Annotated in this window: 20 protein-coding genes; 13 read left to right on the plus strand and 7 right to left on the minus strand. The window is 58.8% G+C overall.

The genetic code is table 11. The annotated features are described in order from the left end of the window. Nucleotides 1-368: 368 nt before the first annotated feature. Nucleotides 369-917, plus strand: coding sequence for an RNA polymerase factor sigma-70 (locus AB7M22_RS17960; protein WP_007894994.1), 549 nt, complete (start codon nucleotides 369-371; stop codon nucleotides 915-917). 154 nt (nucleotides 918-1071) lie between these two features. On the opposite strand, the gene AB7M22_RS17965 is transcribed toward AB7M22_RS17960, so the two are convergent. From AB7M22_RS17965 to AB7M22_RS17980, 4 genes are all read right to left on the minus strand, one after another. Continuing rightward, the gene (locus AB7M22_RS17965) at nucleotides 1072-2085 is read right to left on the minus strand and encodes a GNAT family N-acetyltransferase (RefSeq protein ID WP_454187309.1); all 1014 of its coding nucleotides are present in this window, start codon (nucleotides 2083-2085) and stop codon (nucleotides 1072-1074) included. Nucleotides 2086-2234: 149 nt separating this feature from the next. After that, entirely contained in the window at nucleotides 2235-3074 is an 840-nt protein-coding gene (locus AB7M22_RS17970) for a sugar-binding protein (RefSeq protein ID WP_454187310.1), read from the minus strand. 170 nt (nucleotides 3075-3244) lie between these two features. Further along, nucleotides 3245-4021, minus strand: a complete 777-nt coding sequence (locus tag AB7M22_RS17975; protein WP_454188831.1) for a substrate-binding periplasmic protein — start codon at nucleotides 4019-4021, stop codon at nucleotides 3245-3247. Between the two features lie 112 nt (nucleotides 4022-4133). Beyond that, nucleotides 4134-4757, minus strand: a complete 624-nt coding sequence (locus AB7M22_RS17980; protein WP_454187311.1) for a TetR/AcrR family transcriptional regulator — start codon at nucleotides 4755-4757, stop codon at nucleotides 4134-4136. A gap of 190 nt (nucleotides 4758-4947) precedes the next feature. Here AB7M22_RS17980 and AB7M22_RS17985 point away from each other — a divergent pair, with 190 nt between their 5' ends. The 8 genes from AB7M22_RS17985 (at nucleotide 4948) to ppnP (ending at nucleotide 14619) form a co-directional block, all read left to right on the plus strand. After that, nucleotides 4948-6735 (plus strand): acyclic terpene utilization AtuA family protein, encoded by a 1788-nt coding sequence (locus AB7M22_RS17985; protein ID WP_454187312.1) that lies wholly within the window; start codon nucleotides 4948-4950, stop codon nucleotides 6733-6735. A 281-nt stretch (nucleotides 6736-7016) separates the two neighbouring features. Continuing rightward, on the plus strand, nucleotides 7017-7931 hold the full coding sequence (locus AB7M22_RS17990; RefSeq protein WP_008009338.1) for an SDR family oxidoreductase: 915 nt from the start codon (nucleotides 7017-7019) through the stop codon (nucleotides 7929-7931). A gap of 2 nt (nucleotides 7932-7933) precedes the next feature. Further along, on the plus strand, nucleotides 7934-9550 hold the full coding sequence (atuC, locus tag AB7M22_RS17995) for a geranyl-CoA carboxylase subunit beta (RefSeq protein ID WP_454187313.1): 1617 nt from the start codon (nucleotides 7934-7936) through the stop codon (nucleotides 9548-9550). Nucleotides 9551-9616: 66 nt separating this feature from the next. Next, entirely contained in the window at nucleotides 9617-10774 is a 1158-nt protein-coding gene (atuD, locus tag AB7M22_RS18000) for a citronellyl-CoA dehydrogenase (protein WP_454187314.1), read from the plus strand. Next, entirely contained in the window at nucleotides 10771-11568 is a 798-nt protein-coding gene (locus AB7M22_RS18005) for an enoyl-CoA hydratase/isomerase family protein (RefSeq protein ID WP_008009342.1), read from the plus strand. The genes atuD and AB7M22_RS18005 overlap by 4 nt, the downstream gene beginning before the upstream one ends. Nucleotides 11569-11678: 110 nt before the next feature. Beyond that, a complete protein-coding gene (locus tag AB7M22_RS18010; RefSeq protein ID WP_454187315.1) occupies nucleotides 11679-13640 on the plus strand; it encodes an acetyl/propionyl/methylcrotonyl-CoA carboxylase subunit alpha in 1962 nt (653 codons plus the stop codon). A 71-nt stretch (nucleotides 13641-13711) separates the two neighbouring features. Next, on the plus strand, nucleotides 13712-14260 hold the full coding sequence (locus AB7M22_RS18015; protein ID WP_454187316.1) for an exonuclease domain-containing protein: 549 nt from the start codon (nucleotides 13712-13714) through the stop codon (nucleotides 14258-14260). Nucleotides 14261-14334: 74 nt separating this feature from the next. Beyond that, nucleotides 14335-14619, plus strand: a complete 285-nt coding sequence (ppnP, locus tag AB7M22_RS18020; RefSeq protein ID WP_007895072.1) for a pyrimidine/purine nucleoside phosphorylase — start codon at nucleotides 14335-14337, stop codon at nucleotides 14617-14619. 75 nt (nucleotides 14620-14694) lie between these two features. On the opposite strand, the gene AB7M22_RS18025 is transcribed toward ppnP, so the two are convergent. After that, nucleotides 14695-15501, minus strand: a complete 807-nt coding sequence (locus tag AB7M22_RS18025) for an MOSC domain-containing protein (protein WP_454187317.1) — start codon at nucleotides 15499-15501, stop codon at nucleotides 14695-14697. Between the two features lie 280 nt (nucleotides 15502-15781). Continuing rightward, a complete protein-coding gene (locus AB7M22_RS18030) occupies nucleotides 15782-16717 on the minus strand; it encodes a chemotaxis protein CheV (RefSeq protein ID WP_007895068.1) in 936 nt (311 codons plus the stop codon). 463 nt (nucleotides 16718-17180) lie between these two features. Here AB7M22_RS18030 and AB7M22_RS18035 point away from each other — a divergent pair, with 463 nt between their 5' ends. From AB7M22_RS18035 to AB7M22_RS18045, 3 genes are all read left to right on the plus strand, one after another. Then, entirely contained in the window at nucleotides 17181-17651 is a 471-nt protein-coding gene (locus AB7M22_RS18035) for a hypothetical protein (protein WP_454187318.1), read from the plus strand. A 482-nt stretch (nucleotides 17652-18133) separates the two neighbouring features. Beyond that, nucleotides 18134-19027 carry a sensor histidine kinase gene (locus AB7M22_RS18040; protein WP_454188832.1) on the plus strand — a complete coding sequence of 298 codons (894 nt, stop codon included), beginning with the start codon at nucleotides 18134-18136 and terminating at the stop codon, nucleotides 19025-19027. Beyond that, nucleotides 19024-19683: a response regulator gene (locus AB7M22_RS18045; protein WP_007895065.1), complete on the plus strand. Its 660-nt coding sequence runs from the start codon at nucleotides 19024-19026 to the stop codon at nucleotides 19681-19683. Before AB7M22_RS18040 ends, AB7M22_RS18045 begins: the two co-directional genes overlap by 4 nt. 4 nt (nucleotides 19684-19687) lie before the next feature. On the opposite strand, the gene yegS is transcribed toward AB7M22_RS18045, so the two are convergent. Next, entirely contained in the window at nucleotides 19688-20584 is an 897-nt protein-coding gene (yegS, locus tag AB7M22_RS18050) for a lipid kinase YegS (protein ID WP_454187319.1), read from the minus strand. A 325-nt stretch (nucleotides 20585-20909) separates the two neighbouring features. Here yegS and AB7M22_RS18055 point away from each other — a divergent pair, with 325 nt between their 5' ends. Beyond that, nucleotides 20910-21218, plus strand: coding sequence for a hypothetical protein (locus AB7M22_RS18055; protein ID WP_007895062.1), 309 nt, complete (start codon nucleotides 20910-20912; stop codon nucleotides 21216-21218). Nucleotides 21219-21231 lie beyond the last annotated feature (13 nt).

Consider the following 21231-nt stretch of genomic DNA (forward strand, 5'->3'; position numbering starts at 1 on the left):
CTGAATTCGGCTTGCAAGTGGAATCGGTTTTCGTACGTCACGCCCGTTCATGGGCATGCAGGACGCGGTCTTCACCGACCGCGCAAGGATTGGGAATGCTGTTTTGGCCGGGGCTTGCGCCCGGAACCATTCACCAATGAGAACGGATGAGGTCTTGAAATAATTAGTCGCCAGGCTTGAGCGCCAGCAGGCTTGCGGTCAGTAGGTGAGTCAGCGTGTCGCAGTTCTCACTCTGCTTTTTTGTGGAGCATTAATTCTCTTTCTCAATTGACAATCATTATCATTCAACATAATTTGTCGCTCGATGTGTAGGACGACGCCGATCCCCCTGTCGTCCCACGACCCTATTTGCAGCAAGGTGATTTCCAATGACGGAACAAGTATCCACAAGCAGGTGCGATTCACCGCTACTTCAGGCCTTCGTCGACAACCGACTGATTCTGGTCAAGATTGCCGCCCGCATCACCGGTTGCCGATCACGCGCCGAAGACGTGGTGCAGGATGCGTTCTTCCGGCTGCAATCGGCGCCGCAGATCACATCGTCAATCAAGGCGCAGCTCAGCTATCTGTTCCAGATCGTACGCAACCTGGCGATCGATCATTACCGCAAGCAGGCGCTGGAGCAGAAGTATTCGGGCCCGGAAGAGGAAGGTCTGAATGTGGTGATTCAGGGCGCTTCGCCGGAAACCTCGCACATGAATTTCTCGACCCTGGAAAACATTGCCGATGCGCTGACGGAGCTGCCCAGCCGTACCCGTTACGCCTTCGAGATGTACCGCCTGCACGGCGTACCGCAAAAAGACATCGCCAAGGAACTCGGCGTCTCGCCAACCCTGGTGAACTTCATGATTCGTGACGCGCTGGTGCATTGCCGCAAGGTGTCGGGCAATCGTGCGGATACCTTTGCGCGCCGTTAAGATTTTGAATCGCGGCGCCCCCATCGCGAGCAGGCTCGCTCCCACATTTGATCTGTGGTGTTCACAAATGGTGTGTTCACAGGAGACTCAATGTGGGAGCGAGCCTGCTCGCGATGGCTGACTCAAGACCAAAGCAAGTATTGAGCCTTACGCATCAAGCCAACGAACACCGATCAAAAAACCGCTCACGCCCCAACATCATCAGCGCCGCACGCTTGTGCGGGAAGTCGAACTCTTTTTCGCAGTGGAAACACTGATTGTGCATATGCCCGATCATCTTCGCGTTGTCGGCGCGAGGCTCGGCGACCACCCGTTGGGTGCGTGGATCATCGAGAAACAGGTAGTGCACCAGCGCCGATAGCCAACTCGCCACCTTATGCGGGCCGCGGTGATGTTCTTCGCCCACCAGCATGTGGATGCCACGGTCGTAATCGCCAGCGTCATAGAACGGCGCAATGCGATCTTCCTTGGCCCAATAGGCTTCGAAATAGGCAAACGGCTGATCATCGAAGCAACCGATCAGCGTCAAGGTGTGCGGGTCGGCTTCGAGCTTGCTCAGGTATTCGCGATGCTTCTCGAGACCGCCCTCCTCCTGCCAGAAATTCGCCACCCGCGGGCTGTTCTGCCAGCGGCTGAAACGCGCCAGGTCATGCTCGATTTCTACCGTGCGCAGGGAGACCCACGCACCGAGCCGCGCATCGAAGCGTCGATACACCTCACCACGGGGTTTGACCGCACGCAATGGATGGCGCTTGCCGCCACTGATGACCATTTGCTGCGGATAGCTGCCAGTGCGCGACTCCCCCAGCCAAGGCTGGGGCAGCTGCCAGAACAGCGTGCGTTCGCAGCGATACTGGCCGGTGACTTCGGTTGCGATCAGCAACCCGCTGAGCAAGGCTTCGGTGGGTACATCATCGAGGTGCCAGGTCAAACGCTGACACGCCGCGTCACGGGCAAACAGCCAATAACAGGCCGCCCAGAATGCCTGACCGTCAGGACGGCCGAAACGCTCCTCCAGCCGCAGATGCAACTCCGGCTCGCGGGTCAGCCGCAGTTCGATCAACGGCTGCCCTTGCAGGCTGAGGCTCAGACGGCTGGCGGTTTCATCGGCCACAAGACAGTTACCTGACGGCAAGGCCAGGGTGGTCAGGTCATTCAGATTGGACATGGGTGGGGCTCACGGTAATCGTCGACAGTTAACTGAGGGGACGTGAGCCAGGCATGGAAATTTAACGAAAAACACCGCGAACCTTAATCAGCGTTCGCGGTGGCATGCATAGCCTGGATCAGTTCCAGGCCATTGACGTTGTGCAGGCGCTAGATCGACCTGACCCAGATTTCGCGGAAGGCATAGTCATTCCCGTTTCCGGTGGCGACATGGTTAACGATCTGCAATTCCATCTGCGACGCGCTCGCGGTAAAAGTGCCTTTGAGCGGTGCCCAGGCCATTGATGAGATTTCCGTCGCGGGGGCGATGATTTGCGATCCGCTGTTGAGTGACAGCACCGGAACTGAATATTTGTCATTCCATCTGCGCACGGTCAACCCGAACTCATAGGACCGCCCCACCTCCAGCTTCTGAAAGGTCTTTTTCAACACTGTCCCGGCAGAGTTGTTGGTGTAGGTATTGTCGAATAATACGTAGATTCCCCCATCGTTGGTGATGGTGAGATCCCGTGGATCAGTCGCAGCCTCCCCCCTCATCCAGCCATTCCAGTTATTGGTGCCGTCTGTTGCCGAGAAGGTCGTTGTGTCATCGAAAGGCGCCCGAACCTCAAGACACAATGGCGGGAACAGTGCCGGGCAAGCACAGTTGCCTCCATCCAGCTCGGCCTGAAAAACAAACGAGAGATGGCTGTGGTCTTTGAGGTTTTGCAAATACGCCCAGGCAATATTCCGACGCCAGCCCTCCTGGAACTCTTGTTGCGTGACGGGCTCGGCGTCGGCCACTCGCAGCATCACTGGCGAGCCGTCGGCTTGTTGACCGCAGACATGCAACGTCGCCTTTTGATTGACCACCATGAACGGCCAACGCGCCACCTCGACCGTGACACCAGCCGAATCATCAGGTTTTTTCAGAATGAGTACATTGTCGACAGCTTGCGCCACTACAGGAGAGGGAACGCAGGAGAGAGAAACCAACGAGGGGGTTGTCATGGCAGAAATCCTTTCTGGATGAGAGCCGACCCCTCCATGGGGTCGGACACAGAAAAGGAGCTAAGACCACGTTAGGCGAAGCGTCTACTGTCAATTCGACCATTCGAACAGCAGAACACAAATACTGGATGAATGGTCGTCCGCTCCCCTGAACCCGGAAATTGCATCGGTCAGTGCTTGCCCACCGGCACCAGGGCAATTTTGTAGGGGTCGAAAATCTTCAGCATCTGGCCGTTGTTCCGAAGGCCTTGCAGCAACTTGCCAAACGCTTCACCGGTAATCGGCGCCTGCGGGCGAATCAGCGCGTAATGGTGATAGACCTGATCGATGCGCTGCGACACCAGCAATTGCTCGCCGACTTTCTCGTTACGCAGCAGATAATCGCTCAGATAGGAGCGAGTCACCAAGGCAATGTCCGCTCGTCCACGCAGCACCATCAGCAGGTTGCTGTCGTGGGAATAAGTCAGCGTGGCCTTGTAGGTGTCGGCCAGATACTTGGGATCGGCGTTGAAATTGGCAAACTCGTAGTGATAGCCGCTGTACAGCGCCAGGCGCTTGCCCGTCAGGTCCTTGAAGTAATTCTCATCGCGACCGGGTTGCTTCTGCGCGACAAAGATTTCTGCATCTTCCAGGCCCATGTCGACGTCGGTATGCGCAATGTCCTTCCAGCCCCACTCCGGGTTTTCGAAAATCGCCATATCGACCCGGCCTTCCTTGAAGTCATTGAAACGTCGAGGAATCGAGGTGGGTACCAGCACAAACTGATAATCGGTTTGCAACTGATTCAGCGCTTCCACCAGTTGCGGCAGCAGACCGGTGTCGGCACCGGACTCCGGGCGCACGGTATAGGGTGGAAAATGGGCGGCACCGACCCGCACCTGTTGCGCGGCCTGAGATGGCAACACCCAGCACACCGCAAGCGCCGCCAGCAAAAGCCGCGACGCCATTCGAATTGGCGAAGACTTCAAAACAGCACACTCCCCAAAAAATACTCATCAATGCATACAAACTAGGTGGTTTCGTCAACTTAGCCAGTTTCTTGCCGAGATAGACGGCTCATTACCGTTCTTCAAGCACCAGAATCAGTGCCTCATCGGCCAATTGATCAAGGCTCATGCTGCCATCGGCACGAAACCAGGTGGTGGTCCAGGACAACGCGCCCGTCAGGAAACGGCGAGTGATGAACACGTCGCCACGGATAAAACCGGCGTCCTTGGCTTCGCCCAGCACCTGCAACCAGATGTCTTCATAAATATCACGCAGCGCCAGAACCTGCGCCTGGCCTTCTGCTGACAGCGAACGCCACTCATACACCAGCACCGCCATGGCCTCGCCGCTGCCGCCCATGATCGACTGTAATTCGCAGCGAATCAGCGCCAACACCCTCTCGCGCACACTGCCGGCCTCGGCCAGGGCGGCGCGCATCAATGCGGTATTGTAGCGAATGGTTTCCTCCATCACTGCCCGCAGGATCTCATCCTTGCTTTTGAAGTGATGAAAAATACTGCCTGACTGAATACCCACCGCACCGGCCAGATCACGCACGGTGGTGCGTTCATAACCCTTGTTGCGAAACAGGTGAGCGGCCACTTGCAGCAGTTTGCCGCGGGCGCTGTCCGGGTCGGTCAATTGGCCGCTGTCGACCAACTCGCGCATCACCCTCAGGGCTTTTTGCTCGTCCACCCGTTCTCTCCTACAGTCGATCAATCAATTGCGCCGCTGCCCGCTAAAACAGCGGGGTTGCGCGGGCAATTTAAGCTGGCGGAGGCGACCAAGCAAGCGCTTGGGCAGAAGATAGTTCAGGCGTTTACAAACCAAGCGCTTGCTTGGTAGTCTCGAAGCACTGCTGTCGGAGGTGGCTATGGAGTTGACTGTGCCTAAAACAATCCGCATCGGGTGCGCCAGCGCATTCTGGGGCGACACCTCGACCGCCGCCGCGCAACTGGTGGAAGGCGGGCGGCTGGACTATCTGGTGTTCGATTATCTGGCCGAAATCACAATGTCGATCATGGCCGGGGCGCGGATGAAAGATCCGGGGGCCGGCTATGCCAGCGACTTCATCGAAGTCCTCAGTCCCCTCCTCAACCAGCTCGCGGAACAGAAGATCCGCGTCATCAGCAATGCCGGGGGCGTCAATCCACAGGCTTGCGCCGCGGCCCTGCAAACGGCCTGCGATAAAGCCGGGGTAGCGCTGAAGATCGCCGTGCTGTCGGGTGACGATTTGCAATCTCAGTTCAAACGCCTGAGCAGCCTTGGCCTCCATGAGATGTTCAGTGGTGCGCCCCTGCCGCCGATGTGCGTGTCGACCAACGCCTACCTCGGCGCTCCGGGCATTGTCGAAGCCCTGCGTCTGGGCGCCGACATTGTGATTACCGGGCGCATGGTAGACAGCGCCGTGGTCAGCGCCGCGCTGGTGCATGAGTTCGGCTGGTCGTGGCACGACTACGACAAACTCGCCCAGGCTGCATTGGCCGGGCACCTCATTGAATGTGGCGCCCAATGCACCGGCGGCAATTTCACCGATTGGCGCGACGTTCCCGATTACGAACATATCGGTTTTCCGATCGTCGAAGTCGGCGCCGACGGCCAGTTTATCGTCAGCAAACCCGACGGTTCCGGTGGTCTGGTCACGCCCCTGACAGTGGGCGAGCAGATGCTTTATGAAATCGGCGACCCGCAGGCCTATCTGCTGCCTGACGTGGTGTGCGATTTCAGTCAGGTCAAACTTGTGCAACAAGGCAAAAACGCCGTTCAGGTGCATGGCGCAAAAGGCTTGCCGCCGACCGATCAATACAAGGTCAGCGCCACGTATCCGGACGGTTTTCGCTGTACCGCCAGCTGCCTGATCGCCGGGATCGATGCCGTGGCCAAGGCCCGACGGGTCAGCCAGGCGATCATCAACAAGACCTCGGAAATCTTCAGCCAGCGCGGCTGGGCGCCCTACAGCGAAGTGAACATCGAACTGCTGGGCAGCGAAGCCACTTATGGCCCGCATGGCCAGCGCCAGGACAGCCGCGAAGTGGTGATCAAACTCGCCGTGCGCCACCCAAGCAAACAGGCCTTGATTCTGTTCTCCCGGGAAATCGCCCAGGCCGCCACCGGCATGGCGCCGGGGTTGACCGGGATCGTCGGCGGGCGGCCGACGGTGTACCCGCTGATCCGGCTGTTTTCATTCCTGATCGATAAAACGGCCTGCACCCTGCAAATCGACCTCGCCGGTGAGCACCACTCGTGCGCCCTGCCCGCCCTCGATGTACTCGACCCGGATGACTTGCCGCTACCGTTCGATCCGCCCCAACCCACAGAACGCGCCGACGCCAGCGTGGCCCTGATCAAACTCGCCGTGGCGCGCTCCGGCGACAAGGGTAATCACAGCAACATCGGCGTCATGGCCCGCCATCCCGACTACCTGCCGTGGATCGCCGAAGCGCTGACACCTGAGGTGATGGTCGACTGGATGAGCCATGTCCTCGATCCGATCCACGGGCGTGTCGAACGCTGGTATTTACCCGGCACTCAGAGCTTTAATTTTCTTCTGGAAAACGCACTCGGCGGCGGTGGCGTGGCCAGCCTGCGGATCGATCCGCAAGGCAAGGCGTTCGCCCAACAACTGCTGGAGATCCAGATTCCAGTGCCGCAGCGCATCGCCGATCAGGTCTAGGGGGCGTTCTCAATTAGTTTCCCCGCCGCGCCGGGTCTGCTGTTGTGCAGGGCAAGGCGCGAGAAGCGTAGTTTGGTCATTCCAAACAAGCTTCGAGCAACACAGCCCTGCACAACAGCAGGCCCGGCCCTTCGGGTTGTGCCTTAAAGCGGGCCAGGCTGCGTTGCAGGCCTTGGAAAGGGAGCTACCATTCCCAGCGGCCTGCGCCTTGCCTGGCCCGCTTTAAGGCGACAACGCGGCAGGGAAACTAATTGAGAACGCCCCCTAAGAGGACCGTCGCCATGGCTTATGACTCGATTTACAAACCCGACCTGTTCGCTGGCCAAAACATCATCGTCACCGGTGGCGGCAGCGGTATCGGCCGTTGCACCGCCCACGAGCTCGCAGCCCTCGGCGCGCAGGTGCTGCTGGTGGGGCGTAATGTCGAAAAACTGAAAAAGGTCGCCGCTGAAATCACCGAAGACGGCGGTAAAGCCAGTTGGCAGGTCTGCGATATCCGCGATGAAGACGCCGTCACGCAATTGGTCAGCGAACTGATCCGTAAACACGGGCCGATTCATGGGTTGGTCAACAATGCCGGCGGGCAGTACCCCTCGCCCCTGGCGTCGATCAATCAGAAAGGGTTCGAAACCATCCTGCGCACCAACCTGGTGGGCGGTTTTCTGATGGCCCGTGAGGTGTTCAATCAGTCGATGAGCAAGCACGGCGGCGCCATCGTCAACATGCTCGCCGACATGTGGGGCGGCATGCCCGGCATGGGTCACTCGGGCGCGGCGCGCTCGGGCATGGACAACTTCACCAAGACCGCCGCGTTTGAATGGGGCTATGCCGGCGTGCGGGTCAACGCCGTCGCGCCGGGCTGGGTCGCCTCAAGCGGCATGGACACCTACGAAGGTGCGTTCCGGGCCGTGATCCCGACCCTGTGCGAACACGTGCCGCTCAAGCGCATCGGCACCGAATCGGAAATCAGCGCGGCGATTGTTTTCCTGCTCAGCCCGGCAGCCGCGTTTGTCAGCGGCAGCACGTTGCGCATCGACGGTGCCGCCAGCCTCGGCGGGCGGGCCTGGCCGATGCACAAGGCGCAGAACAGTCATTCGTACAACGGCTTTCACCGCGCCTATTTACCCGAAGTACTCAGACCCGACGCGTCCAAACCAGACGTCTCCAAGCCAGACGAGCTCAAGGACAAGGAATAACCATGCCGGTCATCCAGTCCCAGATAGATCCGTTCAGCGAACCGTTCGCCCGTAACCGCACGGCCATGCTGGCCGGCATCGAGAAGGTCCGCCAGCTCGAACAGAACCTGCTGAGCAAGGCCGCCGAAGCCAAGCCCAGGTTCGACAAGCGCGGGCAACTGTTGCCCCGGGAGCGGCTTAACCTGCTGCTTGACCCCGGCGCGCCGTTCCTCGAACTGGCGAGCCTGGCCGGCTACAAGCTGCACGACGACAAGGACGGCAGCTCGGCCGGCGGCGGTTTGATCGCCGGCATCGGCTACGTGTCCGGCGCGCGGGTATTGGTGGTGGCGAACAACAGCGCGATCAAGGGTGGAACCATTTCCCCCAGTGGTTTGAAAAAATCCCTGCGCCTGCAACAGATCGCCATGGAAAACAAACTGCCGGTGATCACCCTCGCGGAGAGCGGGGGCGCCAACCTCAATTACGCGGCGGAGATTTTCGTCGAAGGCGCGCGCAGCTTTGCCAATCAGGCGCGGATGTCGGCCATGGGCTTGCCGCAAATCACCGTGGTCCATGGCTCGGCCACGGCGGGCGGTGCTTATCAGCCGGGGTTGTCGGATTACGTGGTGGTGGTGCGCGGCAAGGCCAAGCTGTTTCTTGCCGGGCCGCCGCTGCTCAAGGCCGCCACCGGAGAAGTCGCCACCGATGAAGAACTGGGCGGCGCCCAGATGCACGCGCAAACCGCCGGCACCGCCGAATACCTGGCCGAAAACGATGCCGATGGCATGCGCCAGGTGCGCGAGATCATGAGCCTGTTGCCGTGGAACGATCAGCTGCCATGGTTACCCGAACGTCAGTGGGAAGAGCCGCTCTACCCCATCGACGAACTGCTGGGCCTGATCCCGGATGACCCGAAAAAACCCTACGACGTGCGCGAAATCATCGCAAGGATTGCCGACGCTTCGAACTTCCTCGAATTCAAGGGCGAGTTCGACTCGCAAACAATCTGCGGGCATTTGCAGCTTCAGGGTCGAGCCTGTGGGTTCATCGGCAACAACGGGCCGATTACACCCAAAGGTGCGAGCAAGGCTGCACAGTTCATTCAGCTCTGCGACCAGAGCCAGACGCCCCTGCTGTTTTTCCACAACACCACCGGCTTCATGGTCGGCACCGAGTCGGAACAACAAGGGGTGATCAAGCACGGCGCGAAAATGATTCAAGCGGTGGCCAATGCCCGAGTGCCCAAACTGACGATCGTCGTTGGCGGTTCCTACGGCGCTGGCAACTACGCGATGTGCGGCCGAGGCCTCGACCCGCGTTTCATCTTCGCCTGGCCCAACAGCCGCACCGCGGTGATGGGCGGCGCCCAGGCCGGCAAAGTGCTGCGGATCGTCACCGAAGCCAAACAGCTGAAGGACGGGTTGGTGCCCGATCCGAAAATGCTCGACATGCTGGAGCAGGCCACCGCGCAGAAACTCGACAGCCAGTCCACCGCACTGTATGGCAGCGCCAATCTGTGGGACGACGGGCTGATCGATCCGCGGGACACCCGCACGTTGCTCGGGTACTTGCTGGATATCTGCCATGAGGCCGAGGTTCGTTCGCTGCAATCCAACAGTTTCGGCGTAGCCCGTTTTTGATGACGCGGAGCGTCTAAGGCTGCATTCCCACGCAGAGTGGGAACGATCACAGGAGAACAATAAAAAATGATCTTCACCCAGGAACACGAAGCACTGCGCCGCACCGTCCGCCAATTCGTCGATCACGAGATCAATCCTCATGTCGAGGAATGGGAAAAGGCCGGGCGCTTTCCGATCCATGAGATCTTCCGCAAGGCGGGCGACCTCGGTCTGCTGGGGATTTCCAAACCGGAAAAGTTCGGCGGTATGGGGCTCGATTACAGCTATTCGATTGTCGCCGCCGAAGAGTTTGGCACCATTCATTGCGGCGGTATTCCGATGTCCATCGGCGTGCAGACCGACATGTGCACCCCGGCCCTGGCGCGTTTCGGCTCCGATGAACTGCGCGAAGAGTTCCTGCGACCGGCGATCACCGGTGAACAGGTCGGCTGTATCGGCGTCTCCGAAGTCGGTGCCGGCTCCGATGTAGCAGGTTTGAAAACCAGCGCCCGCAAGGACTGCGACGACTACGTGATCAACGGCAGCAAGATGTGGATCACCAACTCGCCGAGCGCCGACTTCATCTGCCTGCTGGCCAACACCTCGGATGACAAGCCACACATCAACAAGTCACTGATCATGGTGCCGATGAACAGCCCCGGCATTAGCCTCAGCTCGCACCTGGACAAGCTCGGCATGCGCAGCTCGGAAACCGCCCAGGTGTTTTTCGACAACGTGCGCGTGCCGCAACGCAACCGCATCGGCCACGAAGGCGCGGGGTTCATGATGCAGATGCTGCAGTTCCAGGAAGAACGATTGTTCGGCGCCGCGAACATGATCAAAGGCCTGGAGTACTGCGTCGACAGCACCATCGAGTACTGCAAGGAGCGCAAAACCTTTGGCAATGCGCTGATCGACAACCAAGTCATCCATTTCCGCCTGGCCGAACTGCAAACCGAAATCGAATGCCTGCGGGCGCTGGTCTATCAGGCCACCGAGCAATACATCAAAGGCCAGGACGTCACCCGTCTGGCGTCCATGGCCAAACTCAAGGCCGGACGACTGGGGCGGGAAGTCAGCGACAGTTGCCTGCAATATTGGGGCGGCATGGGCTTCATGTGGGACAACCCGGTGGCGCGGGCCTACCGCGACGTGAGGCTGGTGTCGATCGGCGGCGGTGCCGACGAAATCATGCTGGGGATTATCTGCAAACTCATGGGCATCCTGCCGGGGAAAAAGAAATGAGCACCCTCCCCATTTGTCAGACCCTGTTGCTCGAACGGCATAACGGCGTGTTGCACATCACCCTCAATCGCCCCGACAGTCGCAACGCCATGAGCTTGCAAATGGTCGCCGAGCTGCGCGCGGTGCTGGCGGCGGTGCGCGATGACCGGCAGGTTCGTGCGTTGGTGATCGGCGGTGCCGGCGGGCATTTTTGTGCCGGTGCCGACATCAAGGACATGGCCAATGCCCGCGCTCAAGGCGCGACCGCCTACCGCGAATTGAACCGTGCGTTCGGCGCCCTGCTGGAAGAAACCCAGCACGCGCCGCAAGTAGTCATCACGGTGCTGCAAGGCGCGGTGCTTGGCGGCGGCTTCGGTCTGGCCTGCGTCAGTGACATAGCCATGGCCGATCATCAGGCGCAATTCGGCCTGCCGGAAACCAGCCTCGGCCTGTTGCCGGCGCAGATCGCGCCGTTCGTGGTGCAGCGCATTGGTCTGACCCAGGCCCGCCGACTGGCCCTGACCGCCGCACGGTTCGATGGCACCCAGGCGCGGCGCATGGGGCTGGTGCATTTTGTCGAGCATGACCCGCAAGCCTTGGCCGAGCGCCTCGATGAGGTGCTGGCCCATGTGTTGTGTTGCGCACCGGGGGCGAATGCGGCGACCAAAAAACTCTTGCTGGCAAGTGCCGGGCAACTCTCGGATGGCCTGCTGGATCAGGCCGCCGAATGGTTCAGTGAAGCAGTGACCGGGGATGAAGGGGTCGAGGGGACCATGGCCTTTGTGCAAAAGCGAAAACCGGGTTGGGCAATTTAAGAGCTTCGCGGGCAAGCCTCGCTCTTACAGGGATATCACGCAGTCCGTAGGAGCGAGGCTTGCCCGCGAAGAGGCCCTCACATTCACCGCAAAAACCAAGGGAACAACCCATGCCCGCCTTCAGCAAAATCCTGATCGCCAACCGCGGTGAAATCGCCTGCCGCATCCAGCGCACCGCGCAAGAGCTTGGCTACCGCACCGTCGCCGTGTTCAGCGATGCCGACGCCGACGCATTGCATGTGCAGATGGCCGACGAAGCCGTGAACATCGGCCCGGCCCCGGTGCAGCAGTCTTACCTGGACATCCCGGCAATCATCGACGCCGCCCGGCGCACCGGTGCCGATGCGATACACCCCGGTTACGGCTTCCTCTCGGAAAACGCAGAATTCGCCCGCGCCTGCCAACAGGCCGGCATCATCTTCATCGGCCCCAGCCCCGAGGCCATTGAACTGATGGGCAGCAAACGTCTGTCGAAACTCGCCATGATCAAAGCGGGCGTGCCCTGCATCAAAGGCTATCAGGGCAGCGAACAGGACGACGCGACGCTGAGTCGCGAAGCCGAACGCATCGGCTACCCGCTGATGATCAAGGCCAGTGCCGGCGGCGGCGGTCGCGGCATGCGCCTGGTGCACAGCGCTGGAGAGTTGCTGGAGCAGATTCGCACCGCACGCTCCGAGGCGCGGCATGGGTTTGGCAGCGACGAACTGATCCTCGAGCAAGCCTTGATCGACCCGCGTCATGTCGAAGTACAGGTGTTCGGCGATCAGCACGGCAACCTGATCTACCTTGGCGAGCGCGATTGTTCGATCCAGCGCCGCCACCAGAAAATTATCGAAGAAGCGCCCTGCCCGGTAATGACCGCCGAGTTGCGCCAAGCCATGGGCGAAGCGGCGCTCAAGGCGGGGTGCACGGTGAATTATGTCGGCGCTGGCACTGTGGAATTCCTGCTGGATGCTCGCGGGCAGTTTTACTTTCTGGAGATGAACACCCGGCTGCAAGTGGAACATCCAGTGACAGAGCTGATCACCGGCCTCGATCTGGTGGCCTGGCAGTTACATGTCGCCGAAGGATTGCCACTGCCGTTGCGACAGGAGCAGGTGCAGCTCAACGGCCATGCCATGGAAGTGCGCCTGTACGCCGAAGATCCAGCCCAGGGATTTCTGCCGCAAACCGGGCGAATCGCAGCCTGGGAGGCTGCGTTGCAGGGCAGCGTGCGGATCGACCATGGCCTGATCGAAGGCCAGTCTGTCAGTCCGTTTTATGACCCGATGCTGGGCAAGCTCATCGCCCACGGTGCCACCCGCGAAGAAGCCCGGCGCAAGTTGCTGCGGGCGGTGCAGGACAGCGTGTTGCTGGGCGTGCAAAGCAATCAGCGCTTGCTCGCCTGTCTGCTGGAACATCCGCAGTTCATCAGTGGCGAGTTCAGCACCGGGTTCATCCCCACGTACTTCGCCGATCATCCTTGCCTGCATCCCTACCCGCCGAGCAGCGAAGAACTGGCCATCGCCGCAACGCTGTTTTATCAAGCTTCAGCGCAGGCTCACCGCGCCCCGCTGGCCGGTTGGCGCAACAACGCCAGCGTGCCTTTGCACTACCGAATCGGCCTGGAGGATCAGGATTGGCCAGTAGAATTGAACGCTGAACCTGGCAAACCCTACCGTGCTCAGATCGGCGCTCGTGCCCTCGAACTGAAGATCATCGGATGCGACGGACGCTGGGTTACCCTGGAAATCGACGGCATCCGCCAACGCCATGCCTACCGCCTCGAGGCCGGGCAACTGTGGTTGTTCACGCGCCCCGGCAGCCTGCGGCTGGTCGATCGGACCCAGGCGCTGGTCAGCAGCCAGGCCAGCGTCAGTTCCGGCACGCTCAAGGCGCCGATGGACGGGGCGATCGTCGATGTACTGGTCAGTGAGGGCAGCCCGGTCAGCAAAGGTCAGCTACTGGTGGTGCTTGAAGCAATGAAAATGGAGCATCCACTCAAATCGGGTATCGACGGAGTCCTCACACGGTTGCAGATCAAGGTAGGCGATCAGGTGAAAAATCGTCAGATTTTGTTAGAGGTCGAATAAGCCGCTAGGCGGATCCGCCGGGTTTGGCTACGCTCAAGCCCTATCAGGACGCGGATACCAGGAACCCTGCGATGCCCCACTGGCTGGTCATTGATCTGGAAGCCACCACCGATGAGGGTGGCTGGCCAGTAACGGAAATGGAAATCATCGAAATCGGTGCCACCCTCGTGGACCGCAAGGGCCAGGAACTGGATCACTTCCAGTGCTTCGTGCGCCCGTTGCGCCGGCCCTTGCTGACGCCGTTTTGCCGGGAACTGACCCACATCACCCAGGCCAATATCGATGCCGCACAGCCGCTCACCGACATCTGGCCGTTGTTCGAACGCTGGCTCGGCCAACATCTCGAGCGCCTGGAAGGCTGGGCCAGTTGGGGCGATTACGACCGTAAACAACTGCTTCAAGACTGGCAGCGCCTGCAACTCGACAGCGCCCTGAGCCGGGTGCCGCACATGAACCTCAAGCAACGTTTTGCCAAGGCTCGTCGGCTGGAGCGCCCGCTGGGGCTTAATGGAGCCTTGCAACTGGCGGGCCTGCAGTTCAACGGTCAGCAGCATCGGGCGCTGGAAGACGCGCGCAATACTGCGCGTTTGTTACCGCTGGTTTTCCCCGCTAATCCTTGAGTGCAGGAGGTGACGCCTATCGACACCTTGTGCATACTGGCCGGCCCTTTTTAGCCCTTTTCGAGGAACCGCCCATGTTTAAAGTCAACGAGTACTTCGACGGCACCGTCAAGTCGATCGCCTTTGGCACCGCTGAAGGTCCAGCGACCATCGGCGTCATGGCACCGGGCGAATACGAATTCGGCACCAGCCAGCGTGAAATCATGCATGTGGTGTCCGGCGCCCTGACCGTCAAATTGCCCGACAGCGACACCTGGGAAACCTTTGCCGCCGGCAGCCAGTTCAACGTGCCCGCCAACAGCAAATTCCAGCTGAAAGTGGCTGTCGACACCGCTTACCTGTGCGAATACCGCGGCTAAAACCCCCTGGCTTTCACAGCGACAAAAAAATGCCCGTGTCCTTGGACACGGGCATTTTTTCATTTTGAAGGGCTTTTATTCGAGAATCGTCACGGGCATGCCGACTTCAAGCCGGCCATTGCCGTCGTTGACCAGGTTCTGTCCGAACATCGCACCGTCGGTCTCGGTGCGGTATTTCTGCAAGGTCGCCAGCGGTTCACGATCTTCGCTGCGTTCGCCGGTCTGCGGGTCGATGGTGGTCAAAATGCAGCGTGAACAGGACTTGACCACGCGAAACTCGACCTCACCAATGCGGATGCGCTTCCAGCTATCTTCGGCATATGCCTCGCTGCCCTCAATCACCAGATTGGGCCTGAAACGCAACATCTCCAGCGGCCGCCCGACCTTGCTCGACAAGTCTTCCAGCGACGCCTGACCGATCAGCAACAACGGAAAGCCATCGGCAAAAGCCACCTGATCATCGTCCTTGCCATAACCGGCCTGGGTGGTCCGCGCGCGATCAAGCGGCACTTGCACCAGACGCGTCGGTTTGCCGATGAACTCACTGACCCAGGCACCCGCCGCATCGCCGGCATCGGGAACGCGCAAAGTGTCGCGCCAGATGGTCACCCCACGCAGATCGGCCTCAGCGTCAGGCAATGCAATATCGATCGGTGAATGGTCCGGGGCACTGAGGGTCAAGCCGCCGTCGGCATTCCATAACGCTGACAACTGACTCATTTTCGCGACCGCGCGCTGGGTCAGAAAGCGCCCGCTGGCCTCGTCCACCAGCATCCAGCGTCGATCACCGTCCAGTCCCAGCTTGTCCAGGCTGACCTGATTGAGGGTCTCGCCCTTGCCGGATTTCAACGGATAACGATAAAGCGCGCTCAGACGCAGCATGGCCAGCTCCCTGGTAGGTAAAAACGTCACCCTATACGAGCTTGTTTGCCGAATCAAAGCCCCGTGGCGGGGGGCTTGCGCAGAATCTGTAGGCGCGAGGCTTGCCCGCGAAGAACGATGACGCGTAATACCTGAAAAACCGCGGCGCATTCTTCGCGGGCAAGCCTCGCTCCCACAGGACTTTCGTCGCTCAAAATTCTTGACTTACCGGCATCGGAGCTTGCCCCCGTTAGCTACGCAGCGGCCCCAACCACTGCCACCGCGCGTTTCCAGATCGTTATCAGGCAGGCACTGCGTCGAGCATCAGGCGCTGGCGCACCACGTCGACGAGTTTGTCGGGCTGGAACTTGGAGAGGAAGTTGTCGCAGCCGACCTTCTTGACCATCGAGTCGTTGAAGCTGCCCGACAGCGAGGTGTGCAAGACCACATAAAGGCCGCGCAAACGGGGGTCGTTACGTATTTCGGTGGTAAGTCGATAGCCGTCCATTTCCGGCATTTCCGCATCGGTGAAGATCATCAGCAGCTTGTCAGTCATGACTTCGCCCGTATCGGCCCAGGCCTTGAGCATGTTCAGCGCCTTCAAGCCGTCGCTGGCGATGTGCATCTTCACGCCCAACTGACCCAAGGTGTCGCGCAATTGCGACAGGGCCACGTTCGAGTCATCCACCAACAGCACTTCACGACCACGGGCAAGTTCCAGAACCGGATCGTCGAGTTTTTCGCGCGATACCTTGGCGTTGTACGGAACGATTTCGGCCAGGACTTTTTCGACGTCGATGATTTCCACCAACTGATCATCGACCTTGCTGATGGCGGTCAGGTAATGCTGGCGACCAGCGCTGGTCGGCGGCGGCAAAATGGCTTCCCAATTCATGTTGACGATGCGGTCCACGCCACCCACCAGGAACGCCTGCACCGAACGGTTGTATTCGGTGACGATGATGGTACTGGTGGGGCTTGGCACCAGCGGACGCATGCCGATGGCTTGGGACAGGTCGATTACCGGCAGCGTCTGGCCACGCAGGTTGACCACGCCGCAGACAAAGGGATGACGTTGCGGCATCAGGGTCAGCTTCGGCAGCTGCAGCACTTCCTGGACCTTGAAGACGTTGATCGCAAACAATTGCCGTCCGGCCAGCCGAAACATGAGAATTTCCAGGCGATTCTCACCCACTAGTTGCGTGCGTTGGTCTACCGTGTCGAGAATGCCGGCCATTAATGACTCCTGGGCTTGTTCTGATGAATTCACTAAAGGGAGTTATCGGCTGTTCTTGCCGGACCTTGACCCCCAGACAAAATGCCACGATCAAACATTGATGTCACATTAACATCATGCTTTACTGGCTCCGTGATTTTCATCTGCTTCATTCCCTGCGGCGCGACCTCGGTTTGCACGTTAGGTTCCCCTGCGTAAGGGATTCCCCTAGTAACAATCAGGCCCAACCTGATATTCGCAATATCCAATAGCCATTAATGTGACGCCATTCTCATTGCATGAACGGAGTCAGGCTTTTGTGTGCGATCGCAGGTCAGTGGCCATCCACCCTCTCGAGTTCCCCAGCCGGCGCTCAAACCTGCCGGAGCGCGATCTCACGAAGGCTTGGCAGCGCCGGGACGCGTATGGTTCCCGTTGGCACACACGACATTCCCTCATCTGACATGACGTTGTGGAGATAAGCATGCCGAACGACACCAAAGAGTGGGCTCAACGATTTCCAGAATTTCTCGTCGAGGCCGAAACACTCTTGGCCAAATCCGAGGAATGCCTGAGTCATTTGCAACTGATCAGCAATGACAAGGACGCCATCGATTGCATGCTCAGCACCCTTCTCAAGCTGTCCAGCAAGGCTGATGCCTTGGCCCTGGCGGCGGTCTCGGAGTTCTCGCTGCATATCCATGGATTGCTGAGCCACGCGCAGAACCACATGGACCTGCACGATCAAGCCCTGGACGCGCTCAAGGACTGCTTCACATTAATGGCCTGGCAACTCGAACTCATCGATCAGACTACTGGCCAGCTCAGTCTCGATGACAGTGAACAGACCTCACTGATTGAAGCGTTTGCGTTTCAAGTGGGACATAGTCAGTTTCAACCGCCCAGCCACTCCAGACCGTTCAGGCTCGTTTCGTTCGCGGAACGGCAAGCCTGAAATCACCTTGCCTCTGGCCGTGTTGCGCTTTTTATGGTCATGACGCGGCCATGTAACTTGGTGCGTTCATGTCGCAATTGAATATTTCTGACCATTCCACGACAGCGCGAAACAAATAGTTATCCCTGTCTCGACTTCAGATAGTGCCTGTCCAATAAAAACAAAATGCCTGGCAATCGATATATTCCTACGATAAAACTCGACAGTTTTTCCATTATGGAACCATCGTCCAAAAACCATATTTCCTGACTGTATAGAGTTATATACCGAGCGCGACCAACGGTATCTTAAGTGTTATTATGCCGACCATTAATTGACGTTCATTAATGACAGAGTGACTCCAGACGAGCACATTGAAGTCTGTATTTCGAGCACTGCACCGCAGCCATTGAAGCCGACTTCACACAACGATTTCCACACACAGACCCGTCAGTCCTTACGGCCGGTCTGCCCGCAGCGAACATCCATTGGCTCCATCCGCTATGTACGCCAGCCTCAAGTCAAATACCCTGTGGCCACCTTCCCGAAAAAACGCGCGCCGGTTTACGCTTTTACTGTGCATCTGCTCGGCGCTTGGCAGCCTGCTGGTCTATAGCTTGTCCATGCCTCTGCCGGTGAGTCTGCTGGTGCTCAATGGTGCGGCGCTGACCTGTGTCTGGGTGGGGCATTGTCTCTCGCGCAAATCGATAAAGTTTCAACCTCAAGAACTGGCTGACCGTCTGCTGCAAGTGCAGGAAAACGAACGCCACCGGCTCAGTCGGGAGCTGCATGATGACATCGGTCAATTGCTGACCGCCGCAAAACTTCAAAGTGAATGGCTCAAACGTCGATTGCCCGAAGAACTACAAGGCCAGTGTTCGATACTCAGCGATACGCTAGACGAAACCCTGACCAAGGTTCGTGACGTCTCGGCCATCCTCAATCCGCGGCAACTGGCCAGTCTCGGGCTGGAAGCCAGTCTGCGTGCGCATTTACTCAGGACGATGGCCAATACCTCCGTGCACTGGAGCCTGGAATGCCATCAACGCTTGACGGGTATACCGGAGGAAATGGCGGTGGCAGCTTTTCGAATCACTCAAGAAGCAATTACCAATATACTGCGTCACGCCGAGGCCAGTAACCTGTTGGTCCGCCTGCAACGCCTGCCCCAAGGCCTGACCCTGTTGATCAGCGACGACGGTTTGGGTTTCGCACCTGCGGCAGATCCCGCTCGCGAGGGGCAACGGGGAATGGCCGGAATGTCGGAACGGATCGATCAGTTAGGTGGCACGCTGACCGTGACCAGCGAACCAGGCAAAGGCACTCAAATAGAAGCACTCTTCCCCTGGGCGCCCCGTGCGCTAGAACGGGCCAGTACGAATAAGGTTATGCATTGACTTGTAACTTACTTCTGGTGGACGACCACTCGCTGATCAGGGCTGGCGTGCGCGCCCTGGTGCTGGATATTCCCGGCTATGCGGTAATCGGGGAGGCCAATGACGGCTCGCAGTTGGTCGAGATGGTCGAGCAGCTATCCCCGGACATCATTCTGCTGGATATTTCCATGAAGGAAACCGGTGGCCTTGAAGCCTTGCAACGACTCAAACGAGTACGCCCGCAGTGCAAAGTGCTCATCCTGTCGATGCACACCGACCCGGCGCTCATTATGCAGGCACTGGAGTCAGGGGCTCATGGCTACCTGCTCAAGGACACCACGGCCACCGAACTCGAACATGCCCTGGATGCCTTGCGCAATAACGAACGCTACCTGAGCCCGGCCATTGCCCATACCGTCATCAACCAGGCGCTGACCCGAACCCAGAAAAATCAGACGCAAACCCAGGACTCGCACAATCTGACGGCACGTCAGCTGGAAATCCTGCGACTGATTGTTCGCGGCAAATCCACCCGGGAAATCGCCAATGGCCTGGGTCTGAGCATCAAGACTGTCGAAACCCACCGCTCGCAGATCATGAAACGCTTGCAGATCTACGATGTGGCCGGCCTGGTGCTGTTCGCCGTGCGCGAGCAAATTATCAGTCTGGACGATTAGCTGGTTACGAGACGCTCAGCAGCGGCGAGCCCTCGGGCAAATGCACCCGCAATGCCGCCGGGCGCGCCGAGAATCGCAGACTATCGCCCTCCAGAGGTTCACCATCAAGGTTGATATAAAGGCCCTCCGAGGCTTTGATCTCGACCCACGGCAAGCGAGCTCGCACAAACATGTTGTCGATGCCAAAGCCATCGGCCAGCAAATCTTTCAAGGTACCGACCACTTCCTGTGGCGCGGGCAAAATGCTGATATCCAGCAGACCATCGTCAGCCAGCGCCTGCGGGCACAACACATGTCCACCGCCAGCCTGTCGACCATTGCCAATGCCCAATGCCAGCAATTCGCCGCTCCAGTGAAAATCCGGCCCCTGCAACTCGCCATAGGCCGCATGCAACTCACTGAAGCGCGATAAACCCGTGAAGAGATAAGCGGCGCCTCCAAGAATTTTTTTCAGATCCTCGGAGGTATTGGCCGTGACCTGACTGCCAAAGCCGCCGGTGGCCATGTTCAGGAAAACCTGACCGCCGACTTCTCCCAGATCAATGGTTCGCGGGGCAACCTCCAGAAGATCCAACGCCTGAGCGGGCTCCAGAGGCACACCGGCAGCGCGAGCAAAATCGTTGGCGGTGCCCAAGGGCAAAAGTACCAGACTGGCCTGCGTAGAATGCGCCGCCATGGCTTCGGCAATATCACGCAAGGTACCGTCGCCGCCGCCGGCAATCAGTTGCGTATAGCCTGCCTTCAGCGCTTCTTCCACCAACCGCTGCGCATCCCCGGCCTCCCAGGTCAGTCGAACGGCCAGTTTCCAGCCCTGCTGGCGCTTGCCTTCGACGGCTGCACGGACCTCCTCATTGAGTGCCTGCTTGCCATGCAGAATCAACAGTGCCTTGCGCTCGCTCATTTTTGCCACTCCCATATCCGCAATTCCATGGGATATGTTGACCTCGCAGCGCCTCATAAAAGTCGCAGGAATTTGAATTATTTCCAGGGAAAGGAAAGGTGAGTCCTACAGAGTGGTATTTTTTCTTACAAAACGTGAGGAATCGGCTCAATTGACCCAACAGGGCAATTGGTACACCGTTGTGTCTCGGTTATCAGTCATCACCCGTTAATTTACACAGGGACGTGAAAAACAATGAATGGAACCCCCTTAAGGGCCTCAAAAAGCGCAAGCAATAACGGCATCGACCACTTGAATGGTTTTAACGCAAGGAGCCAGTTACTCCATGCAAAGCCATGACCTCAGACTACCGGTAACTCCGGTCGCGCCGTTCGCAGAAAATCGCGCCAATCATCAGGCTGAACTCAAAAACAGCGCAAAGCCCGCCGGAGAAGTTGATATGGAACCTCGCGTCATTGAACTGGAGACACACCTCAAATACATCCGAAGAGACATGGATGAAGTCCGGGGTGACGTCAAATCCATCAAACACAGACTTGCCTATTCAGCTGGCGGAACAGCCGTGATCCTGGGACTTCTGACCTGGATCGCCAACAGCCGCTTCGACCAGGTCGTGACACTTCTGGCACATTAAGGAATGGTCATGC

Source organism: Pseudomonas sp. ADAK2 TE3594, from assembly GCF_053628675.1.

Coding starts and splice junctions, on each gene's coding strand:
- AB7M22_RS17960 (WP_007894994.1), top strand. CDS start 369: ATGACGGAACAAGTATCCACAAGCAGGTGCGATTCACCGCTACTTCAG.
- AB7M22_RS17965 (WP_454187309.1), bottom strand. CDS start 2,085: ATGTCCAATCTGAATGACCTGACCACCCTGGCCTTGCCGTCAGGTAAC.
- AB7M22_RS17970 (WP_454187310.1), bottom strand. CDS start 3,074: ATGACAACCCCCTCGTTGGTTTCTCTCTCCTGCGTTCCCTCTCCTGTA.
- AB7M22_RS17975 (WP_454188831.1), bottom strand. CDS start 4,021: ATGGCGTCGCGGCTTTTGCTGGCGGCGCTTGCGGTGTGCTGGGTGTTG.
- AB7M22_RS17990 (WP_008009338.1), top strand. CDS start 7,017: ATGGCTTATGACTCGATTTACAAACCCGACCTGTTCGCTGGCCAAAAC.
- atuC (WP_454187313.1), top strand. CDS start 7,934: ATGCCGGTCATCCAGTCCCAGATAGATCCGTTCAGCGAACCGTTCGCC.
- atuD (WP_454187314.1), top strand. CDS start 9,617: ATGATCTTCACCCAGGAACACGAAGCACTGCGCCGCACCGTCCGCCAA.
- AB7M22_RS18005 (WP_008009342.1), top strand. CDS start 10,771: ATGAGCACCCTCCCCATTTGTCAGACCCTGTTGCTCGAACGGCATAAC.
- AB7M22_RS18010 (WP_454187315.1), top strand. CDS start 11,679: ATGCCCGCCTTCAGCAAAATCCTGATCGCCAACCGCGGTGAAATCGCC.
- AB7M22_RS18015 (WP_454187316.1), top strand. CDS start 13,712: ATGCCCCACTGGCTGGTCATTGATCTGGAAGCCACCACCGATGAGGGT.
- ppnP (WP_007895072.1), top strand. CDS start 14,335: ATGTTTAAAGTCAACGAGTACTTCGACGGCACCGTCAAGTCGATCGCC.
- AB7M22_RS18025 (WP_454187317.1), bottom strand. CDS start 15,501: ATGCTGCGTCTGAGCGCGCTTTATCGTTATCCGTTGAAATCCGGCAAG.
- AB7M22_RS18030 (WP_007895068.1), bottom strand. CDS start 16,717: ATGGCCGGCATTCTCGACACGGTAGACCAACGCACGCAACTAGTGGGT.
- AB7M22_RS18035 (WP_454187318.1), top strand. CDS start 17,181: ATGCCGAACGACACCAAAGAGTGGGCTCAACGATTTCCAGAATTTCTC.
- AB7M22_RS18040 (WP_454188832.1), top strand. CDS start 18,134: ATGTACGCCAGCCTCAAGTCAAATACCCTGTGGCCACCTTCCCGAAAA.
- yegS (WP_454187319.1), bottom strand. CDS start 20,584: ATGAGCGAGCGCAAGGCACTGTTGATTCTGCATGGCAAGCAGGCACTC.
- AB7M22_RS18055 (WP_007895062.1), top strand. CDS start 20,910: ATGCAAAGCCATGACCTCAGACTACCGGTAACTCCGGTCGCGCCGTTC.